Origin of the sequence: Telmatospirillum siberiense (assembly GCF_002845745.1) — a bacterium.
Taxonomy (GTDB): Bacteria; Pseudomonadota; Alphaproteobacteria; order Rhodospirillales; family Magnetospirillaceae; genus Telmatospirillum; species Telmatospirillum siberiense.
Genome location: NZ_PIUM01000015.1, coordinates 47,612 through 60,729, shown reverse-complemented (window position 1 = coordinate 60,729; position 13,118 = coordinate 47,612). Strand labels below are relative to the sequence as shown.

The window sequence follows — 13,118 nt, the reverse complement described above, 5'->3', positions numbered from 1 at the left end:
CCGGCAAGTTTACCGTCGCGCGCGGCGTGATTTCTTTGGCTGAGGAAGCGGCGATCGGACACCCCCGGCGCGGGTCGAAGCGCCGGGGGGAGGACCGCCGGTGCCGGGGAGCCCGAGATCCTGCAATTCGAGCCGCCGCAATTCGTCGCGCAGACGCGCCGCCTCCTCGAATTCCAGATCCGCGGCGGCGGCCCGCATGCGTTTTTCCAGATCGGCGATATAGGATTTCAGATCCTTGCCGACTCGGTGCGATTCGGCGGAGTCCCCCGTCCCGACGGTCAGATAGTCCTGCTCATAGACGCTCTCCATGACATCGGAGATGGCCTTCTTGACGCTTTCCGGAGTGATCCCGTGCTCAAGATTATAGGCCTGCTGTTTTTCGCGGCGCCGATTGGTCTCCCCGATGGCATAGTTGAGCGATTCCGTCATCTTGTCGGCATAAAGCAGAACGCGCCCGTCGAGATTGCGGGCGGCGCGACCGATGGTCTGCACGAGAGAGGTCTTCGAACGCAGGAACCCTTCCTTGTCGGCATCGAGAATGGCCACCAGGGCGCATTCGGGAATATCCAACCCCTCGCGCAACAGATTGATGCCGATAAGAACATCGAAAACGCCCAGGCGGAGATCCCTGATGATCTCGATGCGTTCCAACGTGTCGATATCGGAATGCAGATAACGAACCCGGATCCCTTGCTCGTGCAGATACTCGGTCAGATCTTCGGCCATGCGCTTGGTCAAGACGGTGACCAGAACCCGTTGCGCCTTGGCGGCGGAGATCCTGGCCTCGGCCAGCAGATCGTCGACCTGATGCTCGACGGGCCGGATGATGCAGACGGGATCGATCAGGCCGGTCGGACGAATGACCTGTTCGGTGAAGACGCCCCCGGTCCGTTCCATTTCCCAGGTTCCGGGAGTCGCCGAGACGAAGACCGACTGGCCGCGCATGGCCTCCCACTCCTCGAACTTGAGCGGACGGTTGTCGACGCAGGATGGTAACCGGAAGCCGAAATCGGCCAGCGTGCTCTTGCGATTGAAGTCACCGCGGAACATGCCGCCGATCTGCGGGACCGTGACATGGCTTTCATCGACGAACAGCAAGGCGTCGGCCGGCAGATATTCGAAAAGGGTCGGTGGCGGTTCTCCCGGCGCCCGGCCGGTCAGATAGCGGGAATAATTCTCGATCGATTTGCAGTGGCCCGTGGCCTCCATCATTTCCACGTCGAAACTGGTGCGCTCCTGTAAGCGTTGCGCCTCCAGGAGTTTGCCGTTGGCGACGAACCAATCGATCCGGGTCCGGCATTCCTCCTTGATTCCCTTGACCGCCGCCGTGATGGTCGGTCGCGGCGTCACATAGTGGCTCGACGGAAAGACGGTGATTTCGGACAGGCCGCAGGTCTTTTCGCCGGTCAGGGGATCGAATTCGGCAATGCTTTCGATTTCATCGCCGAACAGGCTCAAGCGCCAGGCGCGGTCCTCGTAATGCACGGGAAAGATTTCGATATTGTCGCCACGCACCCGGAAGGTGCCACGCTGGAAGGCCTGATCGTTGCGGGTGTACTGCAACTCCACCAGACCTTTCAGCAGATCGCGCTGATCGATCTCCTGGCCGGCGGAGAGGTGGATGGTCATGCGGGCGTAGCTTTCCACCGCGCCGATACCGTAGATGCACGACACCGAGGCGACGATGATCACGTCGCGGCGTTCCAGCAACGCGCGGGTGGCGGCGTGACGCATCCGGTCGATCTGCTCGTTGATCGCCGAATCCTTCTCGATATAGGTATCGGTGCGGGGAACGTAGGCTTCCGGCTGGTAATAGTCGTAGTATGAGACGAAATATTCCACCGCGTTATCGGGAAAGAACGTTTTCATCTCGGCATAGAGCTGGGCCGCCAGGGTCTTGTTGGGGGCCAGGATCAGGGCCGGGCGGCCGGTCTTGGCGATGACATGGGCCATGGTGAAGGTCTTGCCCGAACCGGTGACGCCAAGCAGCACCTGATCGCGATCCCCGGCATCGATGCCGGCCACCAGCTCGATGATGGCCTGCGGCTGATCGCCCGCCGGCTGGTAATCCGAAACCAGCTTGAAGGTGGCCGGCGGGCCGGCGGGGCGCTGTTGAAAAAACGGCATGAGCATGGACTGGGTCATGGCTCATTATATGGATGCAAAGGGATGCTTGCACCAGCCCGCGTTTATCACGCCCGTTTCTCCGAATATGGCGGAAGGACACGGAAGCATCATTATTTATTCACAGTTGTCGCCGATGCTTGGCGATGACGTTTTCCCTCTTGTCGAAGGCAGATCGCTGTGACCCCGCTTCTACGCCAAATCCTGGTTTCCGCCGTCATCCTGTTCGCCGGAACGTCGGCGGCCCTCGCCGACCCGCCCAACCGGGTGGGCCGGATCAGTTATCTGGAGGGGCCGGTGTCGCTCTACCGCCCCAGCCAGGGTCAATGGTCGGCGGCCGATCTCAATTACCCGGTGGTGGCCGGCGATTCTCTGTGGAGCGGACAGGAGGCGCGCCTTGAGGTTCAGATCGGCGCGACGGAAATCCGCCTGGACGAGATGAGCCAGGCCGATCTTCTGCGGCTGGACGAAGGCGGCGCCACGCTGCGCGTCGACCAGGGCGTGGCCAACGTGCGTGTTAACACAATGCCGCCGGGCGGCGTCCAGATCGTCACCCCGGCGGGACAGGTCGATCTGATGAGCCCCGGCAGCTATCACATCGATGCCGGCCATCAGGGCGGCGGGTTGACGCAAGTCGGCGTGATCGATGGATCCGCCCGCCTGTCGGGTCCCCGCGGCTCGGTGGACATCCGGCCGGGAGAGGAGGCCCAAGCCGGCACAGGCATGTCGACTTTCGCCATGGCTCCCTTCGCCTACACCGCCTTCGACAATTGGGCGATGGCCCGCGAGCGGAACGAGCAGCTCGCGCAGAGTTCCGCCTATGTATCTCCGGAAATGACCGGTTATCAGGATTTGGCAACCAACGGACAATGGTCGAACTCACCGGAATACGGTGCGATGTGGATCCCGACGACCGTGGGGCCGGACTGGGCTCCCTATCGCTTTGGCCATTGGGCCTATGTCGAACCATGGGGATGGACCTGGATCGACGATGCCCGTTGGGGGTTCGCGCCTTTCCATTACGGCCGTTGGGTCCAATGGCACGACCGCTGGGCCTGGTGTCCCGGCCAGGTCGTCGAACGCCCCGTCTACGCGCCGGCCCTGGTGGCCTTCATCGGCGCCCCCGGCATCGGCGTCAACATTTCCATCGGCAGCCATCCCGGCCCAGGTGTCGCCTGGGTTCCCCTGGGCCCGCGCGAGGCCTTCCGCCCCTATTACCAGGTCAGCGACACCTACGTGCGCAACGTCAACATCAGTCACGTCAATAACGTCACCAACGTTACCAATGTGACGGTCAACAACTTCATCAATCATCGGGCGATGACCGTCGTGCCCTCCGCCGCCTTCACCGGCGCCGCCCCGATCAATCACGCCGCACTGCCGGTCACGCCGGACCAGATGGCCCATGAGCAGGCCACCACCGACCTCGATCATCTGCGCCCCACGGGAGCGCCTCGCCCCGGCGCGCAACCGCAGCCGGCCGGTGGCCCCACCCATGCCGGAGGAGCGCCGACAGCTCCTCAGGAAAGGCCTGCCGGTCAGGGACAGGCGCCGGTATCCGCGCCCGGCCCCGTTCCGGCTGCCCAGCAGGCGCAGCCCCACCCGCAACCGCAACCGCAACCGCAACCCATGGCACAGCCGCAACCGATGGCGCAACCGCAGCACTCCGCCCCGGCGCCTCAACAGGCCGCGCCGCAAACGCCAGCCGTGCCGCAACAATCGCATCCGGCTCCGCAGGCGCAGCCCCAGCCCCAGCAACCACAGGCCCCCCGGCCCCAGCCCTCGGCACAGCAACAGCAACCGCAACCGCACCCACAACAGCAACCGGCACCGGCTCCACATCCGCAGGCGCCCGCCGTTCAGCCGCAACCCCAGCCTCACCCGGCACCAGCGCCACAGGCGCACCCGGCGGAACGACCACAGCAACAACAGCCTCACCAGGCCGAACATCCGCACAACGAGCACGAACACGAAGAAGGCCGGTGAAGGATGCCATCTCAAGCCCGCCCGGCAGCTTTGTCGGCCAGGCGGGCATTGAACCGGTCCCAAAGCACCACCGAGCGGGCGTGCCGGCCGCGGCCGATGACATCCCGCTCGTCACGGGCCTCCACCGAAAAGAGCAACCGTCGGCCATCGATCCGCTCCAAACGGCAATCGACGGTGACGGCCATTCCGGGCGGCGTCGCCGCCTCGTGCGTTACCTCGACCAGAACACCCAGGGATCCCTCTCCCGGATCGAGATGCGGGGCGATCGCCTCGATACAGCACCATTCCATCAGCCCGACCATGAAGCCGGTGGCGAAGACCTCGGGCATGGCGGCGAAGAAAGGGGATTCGGGATAAAGGAAGGGGACGGTTTTGCCGCGCGGCACGGTGAATAGCAGGGAATGGCTCAGACCGGGGAGCAGGCTCGCGCGCATACCATCACCTCGAAGCTGAATAGGGGCTTTGAGTATCTCCGCTAGGCAGCCATGCGCCAATCCTACTTCTCGACAAGGATCTTTCCTTGCACCCTCATCATGACGGCAGTAATTTCGCCGCGCACTTTTTTCACCGGAGGGGTTCTCCCATGTCGTTTCTGGCCGACCGTCTGTCGCTGATCAAACCATCGCCGACCATCGCCGTGACCCAAAAGGCGGCAGAGTTGAAAGCCCAGGGCCGTGACGTTATCGGCCTCGGCGCCGGCGAGCCCGACTTCGATACTCCGGACAATATCAAGACCGCCGCGAAAGCGGCGCTGGATCGCGGCGAGACCAAGTACACCGCGGTGGCGGGCACTCTGGCGCTCAGGAAGGCGATCTGCGCCAAATTCAAGCGCGAGAACGGCCTCGATTACGCGCCCGAGCAAATCACCGTCGGCTGCGGCGGCAAGCAGGTCATCTACAACGCGCTGGTGGCGACCATCAATCCCGGCGACGAAGTGATCATTCCGGCGCCCTATTGGGTCAGCTATCCGGACATCACCTTGCTGGCCGAAGGCAAGGTGGTTCCCGTCGCCTGTCCGGAGGAGACCGGCTTCAAACTGCGCGCCGCCGATCTCGAGGCCGCCATCACGCCGAAGACCAAATGGCTGATCCTCAACTCGCCGGGCAACCCGACGGGCGCCGCTTATACGCGCGCCGAACTGAAGGCTCTGACCGATGTGCTGGTCCGCCATCCGCACGTCTGGGTGATGACCGACGACATTTACGAGCACATCGTCTATGACGGCTTCGAGTTCTTCACTCCCGCGCAGGTCGAACCCACGCTTTTCGACCGCACGCTGACCATCAACGGCCTGTCCAAGGCCTATGCGATGACCGGCTGGCGTGTCGGCTATGCCGGTGGGCCGAAAGCCCTGATCAGCGCCATGAACATGATTCAGTCGCAAAGCTCGACCCACACCAGCTCGATCAGCCAAGCCGCCGGCGTGGAAGCGCTCAACGGAACCCAGGACTTCATTCCGAAGAACATCGCCACGTTCAAGGCGCGCCGCGATCTGGTGGTGAAGATGCTGAACGAGGCCCAGGGCATCTCCTGCAAGACGCCCGAAGGCGCCTTCTATGTTTATCCCTCCTGCGCCGGCACCATCGGCAAGAAGACGCCGGACGGCAAGGTGATCAACAGCGATGGCGATTTCGTCACCGCCCTTCTGGAAGGCGAAGGCGTGGCCGTGGTGCAGGGAGCGGCCTTCGGCCTGTCCCCCTATTTCCGCATCTCCTACGCCACCAGCACGGAAGCGCTCACGGAAGCCTGCAAACGGATCCAGCGTTTCTGCGCCAGTCTGGTTTAGGGCCAGCCGGAGCAGCATGTAAAACCGCAGGGAATGGCCGGGAAAGATTTTAAGACCATGAGCAAGCCGCTGATCTTTATCGATGGCGAGGCGGGAACCACCGGGTTGCAGATCCGCGCCCGCTTGGCCGGCCGTACGGATATCGAACTGATCAGCATCGATCCCGCCAAGCGCAAGGACGATGCCGAACGGCGGCGTCTGCTCAACGCCGTCGACTTGGCCGTCCTCTGTCTTCCCGATGACGCCGCGCGGGCCGCCGTCGCCCTCATCGACAATCCGTCGGTGCGGGTACTGGATGCCAGCACGGCCTTCCGCACCAATCCGGATTGGGTTTATGGACTACCCGAACTGACGGCCGACCAGTCCGCCCTCATCGCCCAGTCCAAGCGGGTCAGCAATCCCGGCTGCTACCCGACCGGAGCGCTCTCGCTGTTGCGCCCTCTGGTCGACGGCGGCCTGCTGCCGGCCGCCACCCCCGTCAGCGTCCATGCCATTTCGGGCTATAGCGGTGGTGGACGGCAGATGATCGAAGCCTTCGAAAGCCGGGGAGCGGACCGCATCGCCGACATCCACCGGCTTTACGCCCTGGAATTGGCGCATAAGCATCGTAACGAGATGCGGGTGCATTCCGGCCTCACGCACACTCCGATATTCACCCCGGCCGTCGGCGCCTTCCGCCAGGGCATGCTCGTCCAAGTTCCGCTGCATTTGTGGAACCTGCCGGCGCGCCCCAGCGGACGGGATCTGCATGGCTTGCTGGCCGCGCGTTATGCCGGACAGCGGTTCGTCCATGTCATGGATTACGACCAGCGCCCCAAGACGCTGGAGCCGGAAGCCCTGAACGGCACCAACCTTCTGGAACTCTTCGTCTTCGACAATGCCGAAGAACAGACCGCCCTGCTGGTGGCCCGTCTCGACAACCTGGGCAAGGGCGCTTCGGGCGCGGCCGTGCAGAACATCGATCTGATGCTCGGCTTGTCCGGCGCACGCGACTACGCCATCGCCAAGGACGCGGTCATCGCCTGAGGCCCTTCAGGCCTCGCCCCTTCACGACACCTTCCGACGGTCGGGCTCGGCACACGGCGCCGCACGCCCCAACCGTGCTTTTTTGTTGCCAGAATTCAAGCTTGGGTGGAGCATGAATTCCAATGAGAATAAGGAGGGGATAATGTCAGGAAGGTCCCTTTTGCCTCGTGTCGCCGCTCTGGTCGGACCCTACGCCAGCGGCAAGACGACTCTTCTCGAAAGCCTGCTGCTCGCCTCCGGTTCGATCCAACGCAAGGGAAGCGTATCCGAGGGCACCTCGGTCGGCGATGCCTCTCCGGAAGCGCGCCAGCGGTTGATGAGCACGGAAGTCAACATCGCCACGGCCAATTATCTCGACGATCGATGGACCTTTCTTGACTGCCCCGGCTCCATCGAATTCCAGCAAGATACTTATAACGCCCTCGCCATTGCCGACGCCGCCATCGTTGTCGTCGAACCGGAACCGACGCGGGCGGTCATGGTCGCCCCATTGCTGAAATTCCTTGATGAAAACGCCATTCCCCACGTCATTTTCATCAATAAGGTCGAATCGTCGCAGGCCCGCCTGCGCGAAACCCTGGATTCCCTGCAAACCCTGTCCGACTTGCCCCTTCTGATGCGCGAAGTGCCGCTCAAGAACGGTGACGCCATCACCGGCTACGTCGATCTGGTCAGCGAACGGGCCTTCGAATATCGTGACGGCCGGCCTTCGGAATTGGTCCAACTGCCGGAGACGGCCCTTTCCGAAGAGAAGTCTGCCCGTCAGGACATGCTGGAGCATCTGGCGGACTTCGACGACCACCTGCTTGAGGAACTGCTCTCCGACCTGACCCCGCCAACCACCGAAGTCTATGAGAACGTCTCCCGCACCCTGGCCTCGGACCTCATCGTCCCGGTCTTTTTCGGCTCGGCCAATTCCGATCATGGCATCCGCAGGCTGTTGAAATGCCTGCGCCACGACGTTCCCTCGCCAGCGGAAACCAGCGCGCGGCGCGGATGGAAGCCGCAAGGCGGAGCCGTCGCCCGCGTTTTCAAGACCGTCCACGCCACCCACACCGGCAAGCTCAGCTATGCGCGCGTCTGGCGCGGCGAATTCACCGAAGGCGCCCTGGTCAACGGGACCAGGCCCGCGGGCTTATATTCGCCGCAGGGTGCGACGCTCACCAAGCTGACCAAGGCCGGCGTTGGTGAAATCGTTGCCCTGGCCCGCCTCGAAGCGGTCAAAACGGGTGAGGTCCTGGGCTTGCCGGATCCCGATGTCCATTCCTGGCCGACACCGCTGCCCCGCTTGTTTCCTTCGGCTGTTCGCGCCGAGAAGAAGCAGGACGAGGTCAAGCTGACCGCCGCCTTGGCCAAACTCGTCGAAGAGGATCCGTCGCTCTCCATCGACCAGAGCCAGGCCACCGGCGAACTGGTGCTGTGGGGCCAGGGCGAAATTCACCTCCAGGTCGCCCTCGACAAACTGAAGAACCGTTTCAATCTGGCCGTGACCGGCCATCGCCCGCAGGTCCCCTACAAGGAGACGATCCGCAAGGGGGTCAGCGAACACGGCCGGCACAAGCGTCAAAGCGGAGGACATGGACAGTTCGGCGATATTTACATCGACATCGCGCCGCAGCCCAGGGGAGCGGGCTTCCAATTCGCCGAAACCGTGGTCGGAGGCGTGGTGCCCCGCCAATACATCCCCTCAGTCGCCGAGGGTGTGGAGGACTATCTGAAGAGGGGCCCCCTGGGCTTTCCGGTGGTCGACGTAAAAGTCACGCTGACCAGCGGCAGCTATCATAGCGTGGACAGTTCCGACATGGCCTTCAAGACGGCGGCCCGCATCGCCATGACCGAAGGCATGCCCAAGTGCGAACCGGTCGTGCTGGAACCGATCCTGGCCGTCGAGATCGCCGTGCCCGCCGACTATACCTCGAAAGCCCAACGCATCATCTCGGGCCGGCGGGGACAAATCCTCGGGTACGAAGCCAAGGACGGATGGAAGGGCTGGGATGTCGTCTCCGCCTTCCTTCCGCAGGCCGAAATGGCGGATCTGATCGTCGAATTGCGCTCGTTGACCATGGGAGTGGGAACCTTCGCCTGGAAGTTCGACCATTTGCAGGAGATGGCGGGACGCGGCGCCGATAAGGTCGTCGAGGAACGCAAGACGGCACTGGCCGCCCAGTGAACGGGGCTACCGGACTCACAGATCTCTATTTTTAGAGTATTATCAACATATTAAGCATCATTGCCAAGAGCGGAGCGACGAAGCGATCCAGTCCGCCGAAAGGACTGGATCGCTTCGCCTGAAGGCTCGCAATGACGGCATTTCTTCCCGACAAAGTCGAAATGTGTGAATGCCGTAGGATCTGCGCCTATCTGTGCTCATCTGTGCTCCTTTGGCACAAGGGCCGGTATGGGCTGGGCCTTCGGGAGCAGCCCGATGCCCCTGGGATAACCCGCCGGAATCGATCATAAGGAAACACAGATCAGCACAGATGAACGCAGATGCGGATCGAAGCGCTCCAGGCTGCGGGGCTCCGAACTCAAGTTTCGATTTCTCTGACATCGGCGTCATGGCCGTGTGCCAAGCACGGGTATGATGACTCTTGGGGGTGAGCCGGCAAATGAAATTATCGGCGTAACCCGGATTCGTTGCCCTATCGCCTGCATCCTTCTCTTGCGCGACGCACACCGGTAGAGCATTCTCCCGCCGCATGTCGGAAACGCGCCCCAAAACCGCACTCATCACCGGAGCCGCCCATCGGATCGGCCGCGCCATGGCGCTCGCCCTGGTCAGGGACGGCTGGTCGGTCGCCGTCCATTATCATCGCTCTCACGAGGCGGCCTTCACCCTGCTCGACGATATCGTCGCCGCCGGGGGCCGGGGTGTCGCCCTGCAGGCCGACCTGGCCAAAGAGGACGATGTCCTGACGTTGATCCCGGCGGCGGTCGATGCCCTGGGCCCGCTGGGCCTGCTCGTCAACAACGCCTCGCTGTTCGAACAGGACACGGCTTTGACGGTGACCCGCACCTCCTGGGATTCCCACCTGGAAACCAACTTGCGGGCCCCGTTCGTTCTCATCCAGGCATTCGCCGCGCAATTGCCGGAAGATTCCAGCGGTGCGGTGGTCAATATGCTCGACCAGCGGGTGTGGAATCTGACCCCGCATTTCACCACATACACGCTGAGCAAGGCGGCGCTTTGGACGCTGACCCAAACCCTCGCCCTCGCGCTGGCTCCGCGGATCCGCGTCAATGCCATCGGCCCCGGACCAACGCTGCCCAGTCCCCGGCAAACCATGCCGCAGTTCGAGCAGCAATGCGCCGAAATGCCGCTGAAGCGAGGCACGACCCCCGAAGAGATCGCCGAGGCCTTGCGCTTCATTCTCGCCGCACCCGCCATGACGGGCCAACTCATCGCCCTCGATGGCGGCCAACATCTCTGCTGGGCGCCGGCCAGCAAGACTCCCGAGGAGTGAGCCATGTCCCAGGCCAATGTCATTCAACCCCATCATTTCGCCGATGCCAGGAACGCGCTGCGTCATGTTTTCGTGCATGATCTCGAAATGCCGGCCAGCATTGGCGTCTATACCTACGAAAAGACCAGCAAGCAGCGGATCCGCATCAATCTGGATCTCGCCGTCCGCGAGGGCGACGCGCGCGCCATCGACGACAATCTGGCCAACGTGGTCTGCTACGAAGGAGTCGTTTCCGGGATCCGCCGTCTGATCGATCAGGGACACGTCAATCTGGTCGAGACCCTGGCGGAACGGATCGCGGCTCTGTGCCTTGAGGATAAACGGGTGAGGGTCGCCCGGGTCAGGGTCGAGAAGCTGGATGTGTTTCCCGACGCTACCAGCGTGGGTGTGGAAATCGAGCGCGTCTCTCCGACGACTTGAGTTCCCAGGTATTCCACCCTCTGTAATGTTTGCAACAGTTTCGCAACAAAAATGTCAGGTGCCCTGTGCGAGTTTTACACAGCGGCGCTGTCTGCCAAACCGGGCGATCCGAGTCAAGTTTCGAATCGCAATCGTGACAGAACCTTTACTATTGACAACGCACAACTATCTGAAAAATAAAGATATAGTTGTCCTTGCATAGTTTTTGAGCAAACCGGTGAAACCCTTGGAGTTCTCTGATCGAACCGCTCATGCCCACAAGTTTTCTACAAACTTATCCACAGATTCAGTGGATATCGCTGCAACAATTGATAACGGTCATAATCGGCCCTTGCGCATCATGGACTGTCTTGCAACCTTTCCGATGAACGCGCTGCCATGACGAACGAACCGCCCAGCGAAACCATTGACGCCGAACCATCGCAACGCCAGGAAGGAGGCTTCCTGGCGGGGGCGCAGGTCATCCTCGATTTTCTGCGCACACTGCCATCGTCGCCGGGCGTCTACCGCATGCTCGCCAAATCGGGCGACGTCCTCTATGTCGGCAAAGCCAAGAATTTAAAGAAGCGCGTCATCGCCTACACCAGGGCGGAGCGTCTTCCTTTGCGGTTGCAGCGCATGGTCGCGGGAACGGCGTCCATGGAGGTCGTGACCACCCACACGGAAGTCGAGGCCTTGCTGCTGGAGGCCAACCTGATCAAGCGGCTGGCGCCGCGCTACAATATTCTATTGAGGGATGACAAATCCTTCCCCTATATCCTGATCACCGGCGATCACCGCTGGCCGCAAATCGTCAAACATCGAGGTGCCCGCAACCGCAAAGGGGAGTATTTCGGCCCCTTCGCCTCGGCCGGAGCGGTCAACCAGACCCTGTCCCATCTCCAACGCGCCTTCCTGCTGCGGTCCTGCACCGACACGGTTTTCTCCACGCGGTCCCGGCCCTGCCTGCTTCATCAGATCAAACGCTGCAGCGCGCCTTGCGTCGAACGGATCGGGCACGATGACTATGAACGACTGGTCGCCCAGGCCCGCGGCTTCCTTTCCGGCCAGAGCCAGGCCGTCCAGCATGAGTTGGTCGAGCGCATGGAAGAGGCGAGCCGGACCATGGCCTATGAGGAGGCGGCCGTCTATCGCGACAGAATCCGGGCCTTGGCCAGGATTTCCGCCCACCAGGACATCAATCCGCTCGACATCGCCGAGGCCGACGTCGTTGCCCTGCATCAGGCCGGGGGACAAGCCTGCATCCAGGTCTTCTTCTTCCGCTCCGGCTGCAATTTCGGCAATCGCTCGTTTTTCCCGGCCCAGACGCAGGATCAATCGGCCGAAGACATCCTGGCCGCCTTCCTTGCCCAATTTTATGACGACAAGATCCCCCCTCGCGAAATCCTGCTGTCCCATCCATTGAAGCCGGATGACGCCGCCCTGCTGATCGAGGCCCTGTCCTTGAAAGCGGGGCGCAAGGTGGCGCTCGGCGCGGCGAAGCGCGGTGATCGGCGCAAGATGATCGAACATGCCTACGACAATGCGCGGGAAGCCCTGGGACGAAGGATGGCGGAAAGTTCGGCCCAGGCGAAATTGCTCGCCGGCGTCGCCGATCTGTTCGGTCTCGATGCCCCACCGCGCCGGATCGAGGTCTACGACAACAGCCACATCCAGGGAACGAACGCGGTGGGCGGCATGATCGTCGCCGGGCCGGAAGGGTTTCTGAAAAATGAATACCGTAAATTCAATATCGCCTCGCCGGACCTGAGCCCGGGCGACGATTTCGGCATGATGCGCGAAGTGCTGTCACGCCGCTTCCGCCGCGCCCAGAAGGAGGATCCCGATCGTGAGCGGGGAAACTGGCCCGATCTGGTCCTGATCGACGGCGGGCCCGGTCAGCTCAAGGTCGCCATCGAGGTTCTCGCCGAACTGGGCATCGGCAATCAGGCGATGGTCGGCATTTCCAAAGGGCCGGACCGCAATGCCGGACGCGAGCGCTTCCACCTGCCGGACAAGCCTCCGTTCTCGTTACCGCCCAACGATCCAGTGCTTTATTTCCTGCAGCGCTTGCGCGACGAGGCCCATCGCTTCGCCATCGGCACCCATCGGGCGCGTCGATCGAAAGCGATCGGCAGTTCACCCCTGGACGAGATCGGCGGCATCGGCGCCCAGCGGAAGAAGGCCCTTCTCCACCATTTCGGGTCGGCCCGGGGCGTTTCGGAGGCGGGCCTCACCGATCTCCAGGCGGTCGACGGCATCAGCGACGCCATGGCCAGGAAAATTTACGATCACTTCCATCCGGCGGGATGAGGATCCGTCGATAAATTCCG

The 13,118-nt window shown here is 62.5% G+C and carries 9 protein-coding genes; 7 read left to right on the top strand and 2 right to left on the bottom strand.

What is annotated here, in order from left to right:
• Positions 1-9: 9 nt before the first annotated feature.
• Entirely contained in the window at positions 10-2,145 is a 2,136-nt protein-coding gene (uvrB, locus tag CWS72_RS13885; protein WP_101251217.1) for an excinuclease ABC subunit UvrB, read from the bottom strand.
• A 159-nt stretch (positions 2,146-2,304) separates the two neighbouring features.
• On the opposite strand from uvrB, the gene CWS72_RS13880 reads away from it, so the two are divergent.
• The gene (locus CWS72_RS13880) at positions 2,305-4,110 is read left to right on the top strand and encodes a DUF6600 domain-containing protein (protein ID WP_101251216.1); all 1,806 of its coding nucleotides are present in this window, start codon (positions 2,305-2,307) and stop codon (positions 4,108-4,110) included.
• An 11-nt stretch (positions 4,111-4,121) separates the two neighbouring features.
• On the opposite strand, the gene CWS72_RS13875 is transcribed toward CWS72_RS13880, so the two are convergent.
• Positions 4,122-4,544 (bottom strand): thioesterase family protein, encoded by a 423-nt coding sequence (locus CWS72_RS13875; protein WP_101251215.1) that lies wholly within the window; start codon positions 4,542-4,544, stop codon positions 4,122-4,124.
• Between the two features lie 149 nt (positions 4,545-4,693).
• On the opposite strand from CWS72_RS13875, the gene CWS72_RS13870 reads away from it, so the two are divergent.
• The 6 genes from CWS72_RS13870 (at position 4,694) to uvrC (ending at position 13,098) form a co-directional block, all read left to right on the top strand.
• Positions 4,694-5,896 carry a pyridoxal phosphate-dependent aminotransferase gene (locus CWS72_RS13870; protein ID WP_101251214.1) on the top strand — a complete coding sequence of 401 codons (1,203 nt, stop codon included), beginning with the start codon at positions 4,694-4,696 and terminating at the stop codon, positions 5,894-5,896.
• Between the two features lie 57 nt (positions 5,897-5,953).
• On the top strand, positions 5,954-6,922 hold the full coding sequence (argC, locus tag CWS72_RS13865; protein WP_101251269.1) for an N-acetyl-gamma-glutamyl-phosphate reductase: 969 nt from the start codon (positions 5,954-5,956) through the stop codon (positions 6,920-6,922).
• A 142-nt stretch (positions 6,923-7,064) separates the two neighbouring features.
• Positions 7,065-9,092, top strand: a complete 2,028-nt coding sequence (locus CWS72_RS13860; protein WP_101251268.1) for an elongation factor G — start codon at positions 7,065-7,067, stop codon at positions 9,090-9,092.
• A 529-nt stretch (positions 9,093-9,621) separates the two neighbouring features.
• Complete coding sequence (locus CWS72_RS13855; RefSeq protein WP_101251213.1) at positions 9,622-10,386, top strand: SDR family oxidoreductase; 765 nt, start codon at positions 9,622-9,624, stop codon at positions 10,384-10,386.
• 3 nt (positions 10,387-10,389) lie between these two features.
• Positions 10,390-10,806, top strand: coding sequence for a dihydroneopterin aldolase (gene folB / locus CWS72_RS13850; RefSeq protein ID WP_101251212.1), 417 nt, complete (start codon positions 10,390-10,392; stop codon positions 10,804-10,806).
• Between the two features lie 378 nt (positions 10,807-11,184).
• Positions 11,185-13,098 carry an excinuclease ABC subunit UvrC gene (uvrC, locus tag CWS72_RS13845; RefSeq protein ID WP_101251211.1) on the top strand — a complete coding sequence of 638 codons (1,914 nt, stop codon included), beginning with the start codon at positions 11,185-11,187 and terminating at the stop codon, positions 13,096-13,098.
• The last annotated feature ends 20 nt before the right edge of the window (positions 13,099-13,118 follow it).

Excerpts from the sequence above, each read along its gene's own strand:
- uvrB (WP_101251217.1), bottom strand. The coding sequence starts at position 2,145 with ATGACCCAGTCCATGCTCATGCCGTTTTTTCAACAGCGCCCCGCCGGC.
- CWS72_RS13875 (WP_101251215.1), bottom strand. The coding sequence starts at position 4,544 with ATGCGCGCGAGCCTGCTCCCCGGTCTGAGCCATTCCCTGCTATTCACC.
- CWS72_RS13870 (WP_101251214.1), top strand. The coding sequence starts at position 4,694 with ATGTCGTTTCTGGCCGACCGTCTGTCGCTGATCAAACCATCGCCGACC.
- argC (WP_101251269.1), top strand. The coding sequence starts at position 5,954 with ATGAGCAAGCCGCTGATCTTTATCGATGGCGAGGCGGGAACCACCGGG.
- CWS72_RS13860 (WP_101251268.1), top strand. The coding sequence starts at position 7,065 with ATGTCAGGAAGGTCCCTTTTGCCTCGTGTCGCCGCTCTGGTCGGACCC.
- CWS72_RS13855 (WP_101251213.1), top strand. The coding sequence starts at position 9,622 with ATGTCGGAAACGCGCCCCAAAACCGCACTCATCACCGGAGCCGCCCAT.
- folB (WP_101251212.1), top strand. The coding sequence starts at position 10,390 with ATGTCCCAGGCCAATGTCATTCAACCCCATCATTTCGCCGATGCCAGG.
- uvrC (WP_101251211.1), top strand. The coding sequence starts at position 11,185 with ATGACGAACGAACCGCCCAGCGAAACCATTGACGCCGAACCATCGCAA.